General features: G+C 73.6%; 14 protein-coding genes. 9 read left to right on the forward strand and 5 right to left on the reverse strand.

What is annotated here, in order from left to right:
- Positions 1–18: 18 nt before the first annotated feature.
- From BMY89_RS01135 to BMY89_RS01145, 3 genes are read right to left on the reverse strand one after another with little or no spacing between them, the layout of a single operon-like run.
- Positions 19–1,086: an NADH:flavin oxidoreductase/NADH oxidase gene (locus tag BMY89_RS01135; RefSeq protein ID WP_092375287.1), complete on the reverse strand. Its 1,068-nt coding sequence runs from the start codon at positions 1,084–1,086 to the stop codon at positions 19–21.
- A 4-nt stretch (positions 1,087–1,090) separates the two neighbouring features.
- Positions 1,091–1,828 (reverse strand): DUF998 domain-containing protein, encoded by a 738-nt coding sequence (locus BMY89_RS01140; protein ID WP_232520992.1) that lies wholly within the window; start codon positions 1,826–1,828, stop codon positions 1,091–1,093.
- A gap of 52 nt (positions 1,829–1,880) precedes the next feature.
- Positions 1,881–2,846: a glutathione S-transferase family protein gene (locus BMY89_RS01145; protein ID WP_092373680.1), complete on the reverse strand. Its 966-nt coding sequence runs from the start codon at positions 2,844–2,846 to the stop codon at positions 1,881–1,883.
- Between the two features lie 106 nt (positions 2,847–2,952).
- Between BMY89_RS01145 and pcaF the strand changes: the two genes are divergently transcribed.
- From pcaF to BMY89_RS01165, 4 genes are all read left to right on the forward strand, one after another.
- Positions 2,953–4,155, forward strand: coding sequence for a 3-oxoadipyl-CoA thiolase (gene pcaF, locus BMY89_RS01150; protein ID WP_092373682.1), 1,203 nt, complete (start codon positions 2,953–2,955; stop codon positions 4,153–4,155).
- Between the two features lie 117 nt (positions 4,156–4,272).
- On the forward strand, positions 4,273–5,091 hold the full coding sequence (locus BMY89_RS01155; protein ID WP_092375290.1) for an SAM-dependent methyltransferase: 819 nt from the start codon (positions 4,273–4,275) through the stop codon (positions 5,089–5,091).
- A 4-nt stretch (positions 5,092–5,095) separates the two neighbouring features.
- Positions 5,096–7,252 (forward strand): putative bifunctional diguanylate cyclase/phosphodiesterase, encoded by a 2,157-nt coding sequence (locus BMY89_RS01160; protein ID WP_092375293.1) that lies wholly within the window; start codon positions 5,096–5,098, stop codon positions 7,250–7,252.
- Between the two features lie 78 nt (positions 7,253–7,330).
- On the forward strand, positions 7,331–7,831 hold the full coding sequence (locus BMY89_RS01165) for a DUF456 domain-containing protein (RefSeq protein WP_092375296.1): 501 nt from the start codon (positions 7,331–7,333) through the stop codon (positions 7,829–7,831).
- Between the two features lie 425 nt (positions 7,832–8,256).
- On the opposite strand, the gene BMY89_RS01170 is transcribed toward BMY89_RS01165, so the two are convergent.
- Entirely contained in the window at positions 8,257–8,712 is a 456-nt protein-coding gene (locus BMY89_RS01170; protein ID WP_092373684.1) for a hypothetical protein, read from the reverse strand.
- 187 nt (positions 8,713–8,899) lie between these two features.
- On the opposite strand from BMY89_RS01170, the gene BMY89_RS01175 reads away from it, so the two are divergent.
- Positions 8,900–12,358 (forward strand): ATP-binding protein, encoded by a 3,459-nt coding sequence (locus tag BMY89_RS01175; protein ID WP_092373686.1) that lies wholly within the window; start codon positions 8,900–8,902, stop codon positions 12,356–12,358.
- Here the strand turns inward: BMY89_RS01175 and BMY89_RS01180 are convergent.
- The gene (locus BMY89_RS01180; RefSeq protein WP_092373688.1) at positions 12,339–13,226 is read right to left on the reverse strand and encodes a hypothetical protein; all 888 of its coding nucleotides are present in this window, start codon (positions 13,224–13,226) and stop codon (positions 12,339–12,341) included. The two genes, BMY89_RS01175 and BMY89_RS01180, sit on opposite strands and share 20 nt — an antisense overlap.
- 301 nt (positions 13,227–13,527) lie before the next feature.
- Here BMY89_RS01180 and BMY89_RS01185 point away from each other — a divergent pair, with 301 nt between their 5' ends.
- The 4 genes from BMY89_RS01185 to BMY89_RS01200 all read left to right on the forward strand — a co-directional run bounded on the left by BMY89_RS01185 (position 13,528) and on the right by BMY89_RS01200 (position 18,043).
- The gene (locus BMY89_RS01185; RefSeq protein ID WP_139217881.1) at positions 13,528–14,175 is read left to right on the forward strand and encodes a hypothetical protein; all 648 of its coding nucleotides are present in this window, start codon (positions 13,528–13,530) and stop codon (positions 14,173–14,175) included.
- Positions 14,176–14,369: 194 nt separating this feature from the next.
- Positions 14,370–15,734 carry a glutamine synthetase family protein gene (locus BMY89_RS01190; RefSeq protein WP_092373692.1) on the forward strand — a complete coding sequence of 455 codons (1,365 nt, stop codon included), beginning with the start codon at positions 14,370–14,372 and terminating at the stop codon, positions 15,732–15,734.
- Between the two features lie 183 nt (positions 15,735–15,917).
- Positions 15,918–17,273 carry an aldehyde dehydrogenase family protein gene (locus tag BMY89_RS01195; protein ID WP_092373694.1) on the forward strand — a complete coding sequence of 452 codons (1,356 nt, stop codon included), beginning with the start codon at positions 15,918–15,920 and terminating at the stop codon, positions 17,271–17,273.
- Between the two features lie 2 nt (positions 17,274–17,275).
- Positions 17,276–18,043, forward strand: coding sequence for a 3-oxoacyl-ACP reductase (locus BMY89_RS01200; RefSeq protein WP_092375299.1), 768 nt, complete (start codon positions 17,276–17,278; stop codon positions 18,041–18,043).
- Positions 18,044–18,074: the final 31 nt, after the last annotated feature.

Raw genomic sequence — 18,074 nt, forward strand, 5'->3', positions numbered from 1 at the left:
CAGCCGGACCCGCCGTGGTCAGACCGCCCGCAGGTACTGGTCGGGCCAGCTGGGAGCAGCGCCCAGCTTGGCGGCTGCCTGGTGCGGCCAGTACGGATTGCGCAGCAGCTCCCGGCCGAGCAGCACCAGGTCGGCCTCGCCGTCGGCGACGATCGCCTCGGCCTGCTCCGGTTCCACGATCAGACCGACCGCGCCGGTGGGCACCTGCGCCTCGCGGCGGACCTGGGCGGCCAGCGGCACCTGGTAGCCGCGACCGACCGGCACGGTGGCCGACGGCGACGCACCGCCGGAGGAGCAGTCGATCAGGTCCACCCCGGCGGCGGCCAACTCGGCGGCGAGGGCCACGCTGTCCTCGATCGTCCAGCCGCCCGCCACCCAGTCGGTGGCCGAGATCCGGGCCAGTACCGGCACGTCCGCACCGACGGCGGCGCGTACCGCCCGGGCCACCTCAAGCGTCAGCCGCATCCGTCCGGCCCGGTCCCCGCCCCAGCCGTCGGTGCGGTGGTTGGTCAGCGGGGAGAGGAACTCGTGCAGTAGGTAGCCGTGCGCGGCGTGGATCTCCACGGCGACGAAGCCGGCCGCCACCGCCCGCGCGGCGGACTCGGCGAAGGCCGCGACGACACCGGCGATCCCGGCGTCGTCCAGGGCCGAGGGCACCCGGTACTCCGGCACGAACGGCTCACCGGTGGGCCCGACCGGCGTCCAGCCGCCCTCGGTGTCCGGCACCCCGCCCCGGCGCGGCTCCCACGGCCGGTAGGTCGACGCCTTGAACCCGGCGTGCGCCAGCTGCACCACGGGCACCGCGCCGTGCGCGGCCACGAACCTGGTCACCGGCCGCCAGGCGTCGACGTGCCGGCCGGACCACAACCCGGTGTCCTGCGGACTGATCCGGCCCTCCGGCAGCACGGCGGTCGCCTCGGTCATCACCAGCGCGGCGCCACCGATCGCCCGGGTGCCGAGATGCACCAGGTGCCAGTCGGTGGGCAGACCGTCGGGGCCGGCGCTGTACTGGCACATCGGCGCCAGCGCGATCCGGTTGGGCAGGGTGACCGTCCGCAGCGTCAGCGGCGTGAACAACGAACTCATCGCGTCATCCTCCCCCGGGTGCGGGGCCGCTGGGCGGGCGGCGGGCTGTGGGGTCGCGCACTGCCGGTGCGGTGCGGTCGGGCGCACCCGGTTCGCTGGGATCACGCGCTGCCGACGCGCTGGGGTTGCGCAGCGCCAACGCTCCGGCGGTGACCAGGGCCCAGCCGACGGCGACCGCCAGCAGCAGCCGCTCCAGCACCCCGACCAGCGGACTCCGGCCGACCAGCAGCATCGCCAGACCGACCGCGCCCGCGAGTGGCAGCGACACCGCCGCCGCGACGACGCCGGTGCGCCGCAGCGGGCGTCGCGCCACCGACGAGAAGGCGACCGCCAGCATCGCGAAGACCACCGCCGCCGTCGCGGCGATGCTGGCCGCACCGTGCACCAGATCCGCCACGGTGGCCCGCTCGAACGGCGGGAGTGGGCAGCCCGCGCTGCACGTCACCGCCCCGGACAGGACCGTGCACAGCCCGGCCGCCACGAGTAGTGTCCCGGCGACCCGCAGCGCCCGGTCGGCGCGGTGTGCGGCACCGACCCGCAGCGCGACGGCGAGCAGCAGCAGCGCCCCGGCCAGGGCGAACACCCCCATCCGGTACGTCCAGGCGTACCCGCTGTCGGCGACACCGGCCTCACTGACGTACCCGGTCAGTCCCGGCCCCGGGCCGGCGATCACGGCGAGGGTCACCGCAACCGTGCCGGCCAGCACGCAGAGCGTGGCGACCAGCGCGGCGGCGCGCCGCACGGACCGGCGGCCCGGGGCGGACGCCGTCGAGCATGACCGCCACCCGGCCGGCTCAGCCACGCCCGTGCGGCGTCGTCCAGCCGTGCAGGTCCGGGCCGAGCGGCACGATGCCGGTCGGGTTGATCTCGCGGTGCGTGGCGTAGTAGTGCCGCTTGATGTGGTCGAAGTCGACGGTCTCGCCGAAACCGGGGGTCTGGAACAGATCCCGCGCGTACGCCCACAGCACCGGCAGCTCGGTGAGCTTGTGCCGGTTGCACTTGAAGTGCCCGTGGTACGCCACGTCGAAGCGGACCAGCGTGGTGAACAGCCGCACGTCCGCCTCGGTGATCGAGTCGCCCATCAGGTAGCGCCGACCGGCCAGCCGCTGCGCCAGCGCGTCCAGCCGCGCGAACAGCGCTTCGAACGCCTCGTCGTACGCCTGCTGGGAGGTGGCGAAACCGCACCGGTAGACGCCGTTGTTGACGTCGCGGTGGATCTCGGCCATCAGCGCGTCCATCTCCGGACGCAGCTCGACGGGGTAGAGATCCGGTGCGTCCGGGGCGTGCAGCCGTTGCCACTGGGTGGACAGGTCCAGGGTCAGCTGGGGGTAGTCATTGGTGACCACCCGGCCGGTGAGCGTGTCCACCAGCGCCGGCACCGTGACCCGGCCGGTGTAGTCGGCGTCGGTGGCCAGGTACGCCTCGGAGAGGAAGCCGATGCCCAGCACCGGGTCGAAGCCGTCCTGGTCGAGGGTGAACCGCCAGCCCCGCTCGTCCCGGATCGGGTCGACGGTGCCCAGCGAGACGGCCTCTCGCAGCCCGAGCAGATTGCGCACGATCAGCGCCCGATGCGCCCATGGGCAGGCCCGGCACCAGATCAGCCGGTACCGGCCCGACTCCAGTGGCCAGCGGTCCTGCTCGTCCGGCCCGCCGCCCGGCGGTGAGGTGGAGTGCGGGGTGACCCGCCCGGTGAACCGGTTGGGTTGGCGGACGAACGCACCGCCGCCGCTGGTCTCCGCGCTGAACTGGGCTGGTGCCATGCCGACAACCTATCCGTACCGACCGGCGATATCCTGGCCGTCGGTGAGTCCCCGTGGACCTGGTGGACGCGCCGGCAGCCGCCTTCCCACCCCCGAAGGATTCGCGATGACCGTGGCATACCTGGTAGCCGGTGTCCGCACCCCGATCGGCCGCTACGCCGGTGCGCTGGCCGGCGTACGCCCCGATGACCTGGCCGCCCACGTCATCCGGGAGTTGGTCGCCCGCCATCCCTCGGTGCACTGGGCGCGCACCGACGACGTGGTGCTCGGCTGCGCCAACCAGGCCGGCGAGGACAACCGCAACGTGGCCCGGATGGCGGCGCTGCTCGGTGGACTGCCCGAGCAGGTGCCCGGCAGCACGGTCAACCGGCTCTGCGGCTCCGGCCTGGACGCGCTCGCCACCGCGGCCCGCGCGATCGTCGCCGGCGACGCCGACCTGATGGTCGCGGGCGGGGTGGAGAGCATGAGTCGGGCGCCCTTCGTGATGCCGAAGGCGACCACCGCGTTCTCCCGATCGGCTCAGGTGTACGACACCACCATCGGCTGGCGGCTGGTCAACCCGTTGATGGAGCGGGGCTGGGGTGTCGACTCGATGCCCGAGACGGCCGAGAACGTGGCCGCCGAGTACGGCGTGGACCGGCTGGCGCAGGACGAGTTCGCGTACCGCTCGCAGCTTCGTGCCGCCAAGGCGCAGGCCGACGGCCGGCTCGCCGAGGAGATCGTGCCGGTGAGCGTGCCGGCCGGCCGGCGCGAGACCCGGCTGGTCGAGGCCGACGAGCACCCCCGGCAGACCTCGCTGGAGAAGCTCGCCGCGCTGCCCACCCCGTTCCGCGACGGCGGCACCGTGACCGCCGGCAACTCCTCCGGTGTCAACGATGGTGCGGTGGCCCTGCTGGTCGCCTCCGAGGCGGCCGTCGCCGAGTACGGCCTCACCCCGCTGGCCCGGGTCACCGGCGCGGCGTCGGCCGGCGTACCGCCACGGGTGATGGGCGTCGGCCCGGTACCGGCGACCCGCCGGCTGCTCGACCGGCAGGGGCTGGCACTTGCCGACGTCGACGTGATCGAGCTGAACGAGGCGTTCGCCGCCCAGTCGGTCGCGGTGCTGCGCGAGCTGGGCCTGCCCGAGGACGCGGAGCACGTCAACCCGAACGGCGGCGCGATCGCCCTGGGCCACCCGCTCGGTGCCAGTGGGGCCCGGCTGGCGCTCACCGCCGCGCTGGAGTTGCGTCGCCGGGGCGGGCGGCGGGCCCTGGCCACCATGTGCGTCGGCGTCGGGCAGGGCATCTCGCTGCTGCTGGAAGCGGCCTGAGCCCGCGGCCGTCGGGCGGAGATCAGAAAAGAGCTTTGTGAATCTCCCTTCGGGTGACCCACGGGCTTAGAGTGGGCAGCATCACAGGAGCCGTGGCGACGACTTGAGGTGCTACCGGTGCAGCAGCCGAACGGACTTCCCGACGAGATCGACCTCTCCCGGCCCAGCGCGGCCCGGGTGTACGACTACTTCCTGGGCGGGGCCCACAACTTCGAGATCGACCGGAAGTTGGCCGAGCAGATCGCGGCCATGACACCGAACCTGCCGGCGACGATGCGAGCGGGCCGCGAGTTCCTGCGCCGAGCGGTGCGGGCGCTGCTCGACGCCGGAGTCGACCAGTTCCTGGACATCGGCTCCGGCATCCCCACCGTCGGCAACGTGCACGAGGTCGCCCAGGCCGCCAATCCGAAGGCCCGGGTGGTGTACGTCGACATCGACCCGGTGGCCGTGGCACACAGCCGGGAACTGCTCGCCGGCAACGACCTGACCGGCGTCATCCACGCCGACCTGCGCGACCCGGAGCGGATCCTGGCCGAGGCCCGTCGGCTGGGCCTGCTCGACTTCGATCGGCCACTGGGCATCCTGCTCGCCGGCGTCGTCCACTTCGTGCCCGACGCCGACCGCCCGGGCGACATCCTGGCCACCCTGCGGGCCGCCGCCGCGCCCGGCAGCCATCTGGTCATCTCGCACTCCACCTTCGAGGACCAGCCACAGGAGATGCTGGACGCGCAGCGGCTGTCGGCGCGCACCGCCACCGAGATCTCGCTCCGCTCGCGCGCCGAGATCACCGGGTTCTTCGGCGACTGGACCCTTCTGGAGCCGGGCGTGGTGCACATGGAGCTGTGGCGCCCCGACTCGCCGTCCGAGGTGGCGGCCGACGCGCAGCGGTTCGGCGCGTTCGGTGGCGTGGCCCGCAACGACCGGCCCGCCGGCTGATCCGATGGCCGCCGTCGGCGCCTCCGGCGGGAACGCCGTCGACCCGGCCGGCGCCCAGCGGTACGCCGCCGACTGGGCCCGGGCGGTACGCCGGCTCGGCTTCGTGCCGCTGAGCCCGGCCGAGACCGAGCGGCTGCTGCTCGGGCACACCGTCCGGCTGGCGCAGCTGCTGCGCTCCGCCGAACCGGTGACGCCGGTGGCCGAGGAGGTCGGTCAGGCTCTGGTGGCAGCGCACCTCACCGAGCCAGGAGTGATCGAGTGGACGGTGCGTACGCTCGGCGACCGGTTCGCCGGGGAGGTCCTCGGAATCGCGGCCGTGCCGCCCGGTGTCGCGGAGCGGATCGTGGCGATGCAGGCCGGCCTGGCGGCGGGCTTCGCCCGGGGGTTGCGCGACCGGACCTTCGTCCAGCAGGAGAGCATCGCCCGCTCCGCCTGGCAGGCCCGCGACACCGTCGAGGAGGCGCTGCGCGACAGCGAGGCCCGGTTCCGGGCCGTCTTCCGTGGTGCGGCGATCGGCATCGGCATCGCCAGCGTCGACGGGACGATCATCGACGTCAACGAGTCCTTCGCCGACATGCTCGGCTACTCGGTCGAGGAGCTGCGGCAGATCAACGTCACGGCGCTGTTCCATCCCGACGACGCGGCCGGCATGTGGGAGCTGTACCAGGAGCTGATCGAGGGCAAGCACGAGGCGGCCCGGGTCGAGAAACGCTACTACCGCAAGGACGGCAGCGCCGTCTGGACCGATCTGGCGGTCTCCCTGATCCGCTACGACGACGGCCGTCCCCGGTTCACCGTCGCCGTGATCGAGGACATCACCGAGCGGTACGAGATGCAGCAGCGACTGCGTTTCCAGGCGCTGCACGACCCGCTGACCGGCCTGCCGAACCGCACCCAGTTCTTCGACACGCTGGACCGGCTGGTGGGCCCGCCCCACGCGCCGGGCCGGGTCGGTGTCTGCTTCCTCGACCTCGACGGGTTCAAGGCGATCAACGACAGCCTGGGGCACGACCTCGGGGACCGGCTGCTCGTGATGATCGCCCGGCGGCTGGCCGACTGCGTGGCCGAACAGGGGTACCTCGTCGCGCGGATGGGTGGCGACGAGTTCGTCATCCTGGTCGACGGCGTCTCGACGGTGGACGACGTGATCGCCGTGGCGGAGACGGCCCTGGCCGCCGTCTCCGCGCCGGTGTGCGTCGGCAATCAGCAGCTCGCGGTCTCGGCGAGCGTCGGTATCGTCGACTCGGAGCTCGCCGGCACCAGCTCCGCGGAGCTGATGAAGGCCGCCGACGCCACGCTCTACTGGGCGAAGGCGGAGGGGCGCGGCCGATGGGCGGTCTACGACCCGGAGCGCAGCGCCCGTGACAGCGCCCGCTCGGCACTGGCCGCCGGGCTGCCGGCAGCGCTGGACCGCAGCGAGTTCGTGCTGCACTACCAGCCGATCGTGTCCCTCCTGGACGGCCGGATGACGGCCGTCGAGGCGCTGGTCCGCTGGCAGCATCCGGAGCTGGGGCTGATCGGCCCGGACCGGTTCATCGGGCTCGCCGAGGAGACCGGTCTGATCGTCCGGCTCGGTGAGTGGGTGCTGCGGCAGGCCTGCCAGGACGCCCAGCGGTGGCACGCCGAGTTCCCGGCCGCCCGGCTCGTGGTGAGCGTCAACGTGGCCGCCCGCCAGGCCGACGCCCCGGCGATCGTCGACACCGTGGCCGACGCGCTGGCCAGCACCGGTCTCCCGGCGGAACTGCTGCAACTGGAGCTCACCGAGAGCGCGGTGATGGGCTCCGCCGGAGAGCCGCTGCGGACGCTGCACCGGCTCGCCGCGCTGGGCGTACGGCTGGCCGTGGACGACTTCGGCACCGGCTACTCGAACCTGGCGTACCTGCGCCGGCTGCCGATCACCTGCCTGAAGCTGGCCGGGCCGTTCGTCGAGGGCATCCGGGACAACGAGCCGGACGACGCCGACCATCGTGACGAGCGGATCGTCGACGCCCTGGTGCGGCTGGCGCACGCGCTGGAACTATGGGTGACCGCTGAGGCGGTGGAGACCGAGGCACAGGCGGAGCGACTGCGGGCGTTACGCTGCGACACCGCGCAGGGTCGGCTGTTCGGCCCACCGGGCCCGCCGCAGGAGATCGTCACCCGGCTACGCGGCCCGATGTAAGGAAGGGCCCCTTCTTAACGCCTGCGGTAGAGCAGGGGCCCCCTGTTAACCGATGTGCCGACCCGATGGGGAGTGGACGTGAGCCTGACCGAGACCGGCGCCGTGGTGTCGGTGATCACCGCGCTGGCCATCCTCGCCGGGCTGGCCGGGGTGGTGGTGCCCGGACTGCCGGCGTTGCCGCTGTGCTGGGGCGGAGTGCTGGTGTGGACGCTGTTCGGTGGCGCCGGCTCCGGCCGCTGGCTGGTGCTCGCCGCGGCCACCCTGGTCGCCGTGGGCGGCACCGTCGTGAAGTACGCCTGGCCCGGCCGCAACCTGAAACGGGCGGGGGTGCCCACCTCCTCGCTGCTGGCCGGGGCAGTGCTGGGCCTGGTCGGGTTCTTCGTCATCCCGGTGGTCGGGCTGGTGATCGGCTTCATCGGCGGCATCTTCGCGATGGAACGGCTGCGGCTGGGGGAGACCCGGCTGGCCTGGCCGGCGACGAAGCGGGCGGTCGCCGCCGCCGGACTGTCGATGCTCGTCGAATTCCTGTCCGGGCTGGTGATCGGCGCGATCTGGGTCGCCGGCCTGGTACTCGCCTGATCCCCCTCGGGCCGGGTACCGCTCCGGGCGCTGCGGTGGCCGCCGCCAGGCCGGCGTACTACGGGCCGCCCGGGCCGCCCGCCGGGCGTTCGACGGGCCGCCCGCCGGGCGTTCGACGGGCCGCCCGCCGGGCGTTCGACGGGCCGGTCGAGGTGGCCACTGCGGGTCCGGTGGTCAGTGGGCGGCGCGGGGCGGAGTCAGGGTAGGGCTGACCGCCGTACCCGAGAGAGAGGTGACGCTTCCCCGCGCCGCCGCGGCTGCCGGGCCGTTCCGAGGGCCCGGTCGGCCCGTCGCGATCGGGCCTGGTCACAGGCCCAAGGATGCGCTACACCCGCCCCATCGGCAACGCATTTGCGGGCTGACCGGCGGGTGGCGAACCGCAGCTCGCCACCCGTCGGCGTCCCGCCACGGGTACCGTCCCTGCGTCAGTCGGTGACGTTGAAGATCAGGTCGTACACCGCATCGCCGTTGCTGAACGTCCGCGTCGCACCGGTGACCGCGTCGCACGCGATGGTCTCGCGCTCGACGGTGATGTTCGTCGGCCACTTGTCCAGTACCAGGCGGACCTCCAGGCCGCTGGAGCCGAAGCCGGCGGTGGGGTAGCCGAAGGAGCTCGGGTACCTGGTCTGGTTCAGCTGGAACATGACCCCGTCGCCGCCGGAGGGGAACCAGCGGTCCTCCACCTGTAGCCAGACGTAGTCCTTCTGGCTGCCGTTGTCGGTCTGCAGGTTCCGCGCCCGCAGCGACACCATCTCGAAGTCGCAGCTGGTGGCGGCGGCGGCCGGCGTGGCCGGAGCCAGCCCGCCGACGAGGGCGGCGGCGGCCAGACACAGCGCCAACAGCGGGCGTCCGGCCGTCCTGCGGGTACCTCGAATGTCCATCACGATTTTCCTTCCGCGCTTCGGCGCCCTGGTCGGACGCCGCACTGGCGTCGACGATCCGGACCGCCGTCACGGCGACGTCCGGGTCGCCTCACGGCAGCCGTCCCCGGCCGCCGGATGGCACGTTCGCGACAGTGCGTTGCCGCCGCCGGGGTAAGGCGGCGAGCCTGGGGGCGAGGGAGGCACCGTGCACCTGCCAGCCGCACCACGGCACGCCGGAGCGACCACTGCCCGGCAGCACTGCCGAGTCGTCGTCGCCGCGGCCGGCTACGGCAAGACGACCGCGCTGCGCGGCTGGTACCCGAGCACGGGGGCGAGCTGGCACCGAGGACTGCCACCGGCGCCGGGCGAGGCCGCGGACACGCTCGCGGCTGCCGTGCTCGCGGAGGCGCGCGCCGGCGCCGCGCAGGTCGTCTTCGACGACCTGCCCTGCCTGCCTGCCGACGCCGCGCGCGACATGAGCCGGGCGCTGGCGCGGCTCGTGGGTGCCGACCGGGCCCTCGCGGAGCGGGTCGGATCCGTCGATGTCGCGCTCTGCTCCCGGTGGCCGCTGGGCGCTTCGGCGGGCGCGCTGCCACGCGCCGACGTCGGGCCCGCCGAACTGTCGCTCTCCGTCGACCAGGTGGCGGACCTGCTGGTCAACGGGTACGACCTGGACGTCGGCGGCTATGACGGCAATGCCCGGGACCTGCCCGAGCGGGTCCATCAGGTCACGGCGGGCTGGCCGGCGATGGTCCATCTGGCCGCCGAGACGCTGCGCAGTGACGGTCTGCCGCACGGACCTCTGCTGCCCGTCATCGCGGCGCCGGGCGGGCTGATCGCGAACTATCTCGCGGAGGAGGTGCTTCCGACGTTGCCCGATGCGGCGTCGCGGCTGCTGGCACACGTGGGCGAGCTGGCACCGGTCGACCCGGGGCTGTGCCGCGCCCTCGGGCATCCGCACGCCGACGAGACGGTCCGCCTGCTCACCCGTACCGGCCTGCTGATCAGGGCGGGCTCGCCACCGTCCGTGCCCGGCGGCCCGCCCCCGTGCCCGCGGATCGTGCCGGTCGTGGCCGAGGCCGTCCGACTGTCCCGCGACACCGGCTCTCGCGCCGCCTCCATCGCCGGCCACGGGGCATCGGGTACCCGGCCGACCGACACCGCCGCCCGGGCAGCGGCCTGGTTCGACGAACACGGCCCGCCCGTGGCGGCGGCACTGGCGTACCACCACAGCGGGCAGCCCGAACGCTGCGCGGAGGTGCTCGCCCGGCACGGCGAGGCCATGCTGGCCGCCGGCCACGCGGAGGCCGTCGCGGAGCTGGTCTCGGCGCTGCCGATTCCGTTGCGCACACCCCGGCTGTGGCTGCTGCTGGGCGACGCCCAGCGCGCGCTCGGCCACCTCGACGCCGCCGTGGCGGCGCATGCGGCGGCCGGGCCGGGGCTGCCGGACGGCACCGCCGCGCTGGCCTGGCGCGTCGGCCGGGTCCACTACCAGCGCGGCGACGCGCTGGCCGCGCTGGCCGCCTTCGCGCAGGCCGGACCGGGCCCTCACCCGCCGGCCGACGCCGCGCTGCTGGCGGCCTGGACGGCGCACGCCCACCTGCTGACCGGCGCGCCCGACACGGCCCTGCGCTACGCCCGCGACGCCGTTACCGCCGCCCGCGGTGCCGAGGCGACGGGGCCCGGGGTGGCGGTCGCCGGGTACACCGGCGCCGCCGGTCCGGACGACGGGGCTTTCGCCGGGACCGCGGCCCTGGCCACCGCGCACGTCAGCATGGCGCTGTGCCTGGGCGTGCTCGGTGACGAGGCCGGAAGCGAAGAGCACTACCGGCTGGCGCTGCCCGTCGCGGAACGGATCGGCGACGTGGTTCTGCTGACCCGCATCTCGATCAACCGCACCTACCGCCTGTTGCGCTCCGCCCGGTTCGCCGACGCGCTGGACGTCGCCCGGACCTGCTCCCGCTACGCCGCAGCGGCCCGCCAGTCGAGCCTGCGCGCGATCGCCACCTGCAACGAGGCGGACGCGCTGGCCATGCTGGGACGCTTCGACGAGGCGGTCCGCCAGTACGAGCGCGCGATCTCGGCGTATCAGCGGTCGGGGTCGCGCAGGGTGGCCGGAGCACAGCTCGGGCTCGCCGAGGTGTACCGGCGCCGTGGCTGGCGCGAGCAGGCGCACGCGGCCTACGAGGCGGCCGCACGGATCGCCGGGGAGGCCGGCAACGCACACGTGCTCGTACCCGCCGAGGCTGGTCTGGCGCTCGTACTGCTCGACGACGATCCGGAGTGCGCCGCCGCGCACGCGCTCGCGGCGGCGCGTGCCGCAACCGGTGAGCTGCGGGTGCCGGCGCTGCTCGCGCAGGGCTGGCTGGCGCTGCGCCACGGTGACCGGGGGCGCGCCGACGAGCTGGCCTCGGAGGCGTGTGGGACGGCCCGGACGCAGGGCGACCGCGTGGGCCTGGCCGATGCGCTGGAGCTGCGGGGCGCGGCCCACGCTCGCGGGCCCGAGGCCGATGTCGCCCGCGCCCGCGCGGCCCTGCGGGAGTGCCACGGCATCTGGTCGGACGCCGGGGCGACGGTGGAGGCCGCCCGGATCGTGGTCGCGATCAGCCGGCTCCCCACGGCGGGGCCCGACGACCGTATCCGTGGCCTGCTGGCGGCCGAGCGGCTGGCCACTGCCGGAGCCGTGCTGACCGACCCGCGGCCGTGGGCGGTACCGCCGTGCGACGGGGCGGGCGCGGCGGTCGCCCGGGACCGGTCCACCTCCGAGGCCGTCGAGGCGCTCGCGGACGTCGCCGTGCAGGCCCTGGGCCGGTTCGAGGTACGGGTCGACGGCGAGCCGGTACCGCCGTCGCGCTGGCAGTCCCGTAAGGCCCGGGACCTGCTGCGCATCCTCGTCGCGCGGCGCGGCCGGCCGGTGCCCCGCGACGAGCTATGCGAGATGCTGTGGCCCGACGACGACTCCGCGAAGACCGCGCACCGGCTGTCTGTGCTGCTGTCGATCGTCCGCGGTGTGCTGGATCCCCGCCGGGCGCGGAGCGCCGACCACTATCTGGTGGCCGACCAGGCCAGCATCGCCCTCGACGTGACCCGGGTGCGGGTCGACGTCGAGGACTTCCTCGCCTACGTCGCGCAGGCCCGCCGACTCCTGACCGCCGGTGAGTCGGCCGAGGCGCGGGACCTGCTGGTCACGATCGACCGGCACCACGGCGCGGACGCCTTCGAGGACGAGCCGTACGCGCCCTGGTCTGGGCCGCTGCGTGAGGAGACGCGTGCCGCGTACCTCAGCATGCTGCGCATGCTCACCAAGGTCAGCGACACCACCGCCGACGCCGGTCGCTGGGCCGGGATCGACGCCGCCGTCGGGTACCTGCTGCGGTTGCTGGAGCGTGACCCGTACGACGAGGCGGCCCATCGCAGCCTCGTGCGCTGCCTGGCACGTGCCGGCCGGCACGGCGAGGCGCGCCGGGCATTCGACCGGTACGGCGAGGCGATGCGCGCCATCGGCGTACGCCCGCCGGACCGCGTCCTGCTCGCGCCGCCCGCCCGGGCCCGCCCGTCCGGCGGGGCGGCGACCGGCGGCGTCCAGACGCCGCCGGTCGCCCGCGATCCGTCCGTCGCGGTACGGCCCACCGGTCCGGCCACCGTCAGTGAAAGGTTCCGATGAGCGCGGCACGCGCGACCACCGCCTCGTCCTGATCGTCGTCGGCCGTGACGGTGGTCCGGCCAGCGGCCCCCACGAGGGGCTTACCCGATTCGAGTAGCGTTCCGCGCACCCAGGTGACCCCGTCGTCGGGGCCGGGCACGACCGCGTCGAGGGTGGCGTCCTCGGGCCCGGTGACGGTGGCCCCGGTCGCGTACACCGCCAGGTCCGCCTCGGTGTCCTGGCCCTCGGCCGTTCTGGGCCAACCCGGTTCGTCGTTGAACGCCTGCACCCGGCGCATCTGTCCGGCTGACGGCCGGCAGAGTGCGATCGCGGTGACCTCGGCCGTCTCCGCTCCCGGACCACCGGCGCTCACCCGGACCTGGGTCAGGTTCTGATCCATCGCGATCTCGGTGACATGGCTCTCCGACGGCACCCCGGTCACCTGGAACCCGAGGCCGAACAGGCGGGTGGGCTCGGGGCAGGACGCGGTGGTCGTGCCGGTCCCGACCGCGGTGATCCGCCACGGCTCCAGGGAGGATTCGCAGATCGCGTACGCGGTCAGGGACCACTGGCCGGTGTATCCGGGCCGGGCGGCGGCCGTCACGGTGACCGATCGACCGGCGACGTCCGGGACGATCCCGGTCAACGCCACGCCGCCGCCATCCGCCCGACCGTGGTTGACCGCTGCCCCGCCGGCATAGCGCACCGTGTCGATGGGGCAGGTCGCCGTCGCGGTCTTGATCGGTTGCGCATCGAACGGACTCGTGTGCGACACCCGATCGGGTGAGCCGCCGGCACGGGCGGGACGGGCGGTGCCGGTGGCCACGTCGATCACGGGGACGACCAGGATGCCCGCCGACAAACCTACGACCACCGCGGCGGCGGCCACGGGGAATCTGCACCGAATGAGGCTCGGGTACGACATGGGGTTCTACCTTTCGCGCTGGCGCCGCCGGGGATGGCGGCCGGTGGAACCGATGCTCCGCCCAGGTGTCACGGCGGCGTCAGGGTCCGGTGCCGCCAACCCGACATCCGGCGATCCGACGGCGGCGGACCGGCCGCCCTGACCGCGCCCTGACGCCGCCCTGAGGCCCCCGTGCCAGCGTCTGCGGCATCGAGCGCCCGCCGGTAGGTGGGCGACCCGCCGGACAAACCGAGGGCCGGCGGTGTGCCAGTCACAGGAGGAGACCATGCAACTTCGAGCCCGACACGCACGGTGGCTGGTGCCAGCCGCCATCGCCATCCTCGTCGGCGCCGCGCTCACGGCGCCCGCCAGCGCCGGTCTGCCGGCCCGCGTCGGTGGGCCGGGCGTGGTGGTCGACGGACCGCACCGGTTCGCCGAGGCCATGGCCCGGGCGCAGGACGACCAGATCCCACCCGAGCAGGGGCCGACCAACTGCAACGGCGGACCGCAGGAGGCATCGCTGGCGCGGATGAACGACACCCCCACCACGATCGGCGAGACCGGCGTCTTCGTGCCGCTGACCAACTCCGGCGTGCCGGTGACGGTACCCAACGGCGACAACGACCAGTTCGTCGTGCGATTCACCGGTGAGGTCGTGCTGGCCGGCCAGCCGGTGCCCGTCACGGTGCCGGCAGACCACGTCCAGCTCCAGATCGTTGTCATCGCCGCTGGCGTGGCCACCCCGATGGCACCGCTGAACGATCCCACGTTCACCACCGGGGTCGGGGAGTCGAACGCGCTGCAGGCCTGCCGGCGTCTCGGACCGGGCAACTACACCATCGCGGTACGGTGGCGCGTCGTGGACGTGGCCGCCAACAACGCCCTGACGGCGACCATGGACGACTGGCTGTTGTCGATCGAGCAGAACGACTGATGCGACGGTGCGGGGCACGGGCCCGGCGGCCGTGCCCCGGCCGGGCATGGTGCCACGATCGAACGTGAAGACGGCGGAGCGGACGGCAGACGGCCGAAGCCGGTTTGCCCGGCCGGTGTCACCGGGTACGAGCGTTGCGGCCCATTGACGGTGATCGGCTGCGGCCGGTAGACCTTGGTGATGGAGGCTCGCGGATGAAAAGACCACCGCTCACGCTGGAACAGCTGCGGGTCGCCGTCGCCGAGGGGGAGATCGACACGGTGGTGTTGGCCCTGGTCGACATGCAGGGTCGGTTGCAGGGCAAGCGGTTCCACGCCCCCTTCTTCCTCGACCAGGTCGTCGCGAACGGCAGCGAGGGTTGCGACTACCTGCTCGCCGTGGACGTCGACATGAACACCGTCGACGGGTACGCCATGTCGAGCTGGGAACGCGGCTACGGCGACCTCGCCATGAAGCCGGACTTCGGCACCCTGCGCCGGGTGCCGTGGCAGCCCGGCACCGCACTGCTCCTGGCCGACCTGGAGTGGTTGGGCGGGGCCGGGCCGGTGACCGCCTCGCCCCGGCAGATCCTGCGCCGCCAACTGGACCGGCTCGCCGCGCACGGGTTGACCGCGTACGCCGGGACCGAGCTGGAGTTCGTCCTGTTCCGCGACTCGTACGAGCAGGCGTGGCAGCGCGGCTACCGCGACCTCACCCCCGCCAACCAGTACAACGTGGACTACTCGCTGCTCGGCACCGCCCGGGTGGAGCCGCTGCTGCGCCGCATCCGCACCGAGATGGCGGGCGCGGGGCTCACCCCGGAGAGCGCCAAGGGCGAGTGCAACCTCGGCCAGCACGAGATCGCCTTCCGGTACGACGAGGCGGTGGCCTGCGCCGACCATCACGTCATCTACAAGAACGGGGCGAAGGAGATCGCCGCCCAGGAGGGCATGTCGATCACCTTCATGGCCAAGCCGAACGCGCGGGAGGGCAACTCCTGCCACATCCACTTCTCGCTGCGTGACGCCTCCGGTGGCTCGGCGATGCTGGGTGACGGCCCGGCACACCTGAGCGTGACGGGGCAGCGGGTGCTCGCCGGGCTGCTCGCCACGATGCGGGAGCTGAGCCTGCTCTTCGCGCCGAACATCAACTCCTACAAGCGCTACCAGCCGGGCTCGTTCGCGCCGACCGCGCTGCGCTGGGGCACCGACAACCGCACCTGCGCGCTGCGGGTGGTGGGGCACGGTCAGGGGATGCGGGTGGAGAACCGGGTGCCGGGCGCGGACGTCAACCCGTACCTGGCGATCGCCGCGCTGGTGGCCGGCGCGGTGCACGGCATCGAGAATGAGTTGGAGCTGGCGCAGGAGTGCACCGGCAACGCCTACGACGACGCGAGCGCCGAACGGGTCCCCGGCACCCTCCGCGACGCCCTGGCCCTCTGGGACTCCTCCACGGTGGCCCGCGATGCCTTCGGCGACGACGTGGTGGCCCACTACGCCAACATGGCCCGCGTCGAACTGGCCGCCTTCGACGCCGCCGTCACCGACTGGGAACTGACCCGTGGCTTCGAACGCCTCTAACCACCCACCCCCACCCCCGCCCCGCCGCCCCCCGCCACGCCGCCCCCCGCCCCGCCGCCCCTCGCTACGCCGATCATGCAGTTGTGGCTCCTGAAATGAGCGGATACGAGGCATTCGTGCGGTGCCACAACTGCATGATCGGCGGGATGGGTGGCGGGATGGGGGGCGGGATGGGGGGCTGGGGTGGGTGAGGTGTGGGATCCGGCGCGCGGGGTGGTGTTGCGGGAGGTTGCGGGCAGCTCCGTGGCGGAGGTCGACGCGGCGATCTCGCGGGCGGTGACGGCGTACGAGAAGTGGCGCAACGTCAGCGCGGGGGATCGGGCGCGGGTGTTGCGGCGGTTCGCCGCCGTGGTGGACGAGCACCTGGAGGAGCTGGCCCGGCTGGAGGTGAGCAACGCCGGCCACACCATCGGCAACGCCCGTTGGGAGGCGGGCAACGTGCGGGACGTGCTGGACTACTACGCGGGGGCGCCGGAGCGGCTCACCGGACGGCAGATCCCGGTGCCGGGCGGGTTGGACGTCACCTTCCACGAACCGCTCGGCGTGGTCGGGGTGATCGTGCCCTGGAACTTCCCGATGCCGATCGCCGCCTGGGGCTTCGCCCCCGCCCTCGCCGCCGGCAACACGGTGGTGCTCAAGCCCGCCGAGTCGACCCCGCTGACCGCGTTGCGCCTCGCCGAGTTGGCGGATCAGGCGGGCCTGCCCGAGGGCGTGTTCACCGTGCTGCCCGGGCGCGGCGACGTGGTGGGTGAGCGGTTCGTCAGCCACCCGGCGGTGCGCAAGATCTGCTTCACCGGCTCCACCGAGGTCGGCATCCGGATCATGGCCGGCTGCGCGGCCGGCGTGAAGCGGCTGACCCTGGAACTCGGCGGCAAGTCGGCGAACCTCGTCTTCGCCGACGCCGATCTGGAACGGGCCGCGGCCACCGCACCGTACGCCGTCTTCGACAACGCCGGCCAGGACTGCTGTGCCCGCTCCCGGATCCTGGTGCAACGCGTCGTGTACGACCGCTTCCTGGAGCTGCTCGAACCGGCGGTCCGCGCCTTCCGGGTGGGTGACCCGGCCGACGAGACGGTGGAGATGGGGCCGCTGATCTCGGCCGCGCACCGGGACCGGGTCGCCGGGTACGTCGACGAGGCGCGCGTGGCGTTCACCGGCTCGCGCCCCGACGGTCCCGGCTACTGGTACGCCCCGACGGTGCTGCTCGCCGACTCGACCGCCGACCGCCACTGGCGGGAGGAGATCTTCGGCCCGGTCGTCTCGGTGCTCCCGTTCGACGACGAGGCTGACGCGCTCCGGCTGGCCAACGACACCGAGTACGGTCTGTCCGGCTCGATCTGGACCCGGGACGTGGGCCGGGCGTTGCGGGTGGCCCGCGCGGTGGAAGCCGGCAACCTGAGCGTCAATTCGCACTCCTCGGTGCGGTACTGGACCCCGTTCGGTGGCATGAAGCGCTCCGGCCTGGGCCGCGAGCTGGGGCCGGACGCCCTGCACGCGTTCACCGACGTCAAGAACGTGTTCATCAGCACCGAGGAGTGAGCATGCAGGGACGGTTGCAGGACCGGGTCGCCGTGGTGACCGGGGCGGCCAGCGGCATCGGGCTGGCCACCGTGCGGCGGTTCGCCGCCGAGGGCGCCAAGGTGGTCTGTGTCGACATCGACGCCGAGGCCGGCGCGCGGGCCGCCGACGAGGTGGGCGGCAGCTTCGTCGCCGCGGACGTGGCCGACGAGACCGCGGTACGGGACCTCTTCGACGGGGTGGTCGAACGGTACGGGCGGGTGGACATCGCGTTCAACAACGCCGGCATCTCGCCGCCGGACGACGACTCGATCCTCGACACCGGGCTGGACGCCTGGGAACGGGTGCTGCGGGTCAACACCACAAGCGTCTACCTCTGCTGCAAGTACGTCATCGGGCACATGCGCCGGCAGGGTCGGGGCTCGATCATCAACACCGCTTCCTTCGTGGCGCTGATGGGTGCGGCGACGTCGCAGATCGCGTACACCGCGAGCAAGGGCGGGGTGCTGGCGCTGACCCGGGAGTTGGGCGTGCAGTTCGCCCGGGAGGGCATCCGGGTCAACGCCCTGTGCCCCGGGCCGGTGGCCACACCGTTGCTGCGGGAGCTGTTCGCGGCCGATCCGGAGCGGGCCGCCCGGCGGCTGGTGCACGTGCCGATGGGACGCTTCGGCGAACCGACCGAGATCGCCGCCGCGGTGGCCTTCCTGGCCAGCGACGACGCCTCGTTCATGACCGCCGCCCAGTTCGTGGTCGACGGCGGGATCACCGGCGCGTACGTCACTCCGCTGTGATCTGGGTGACACTGTGGGTGATCAACCCGTC

The organism is Micromonospora phaseoli (assembly GCF_900109115.1).
GTDB lineage: Bacteria > Actinomycetota > Actinomycetes > Mycobacteriales > Micromonosporaceae > Micromonospora > Micromonospora phaseoli.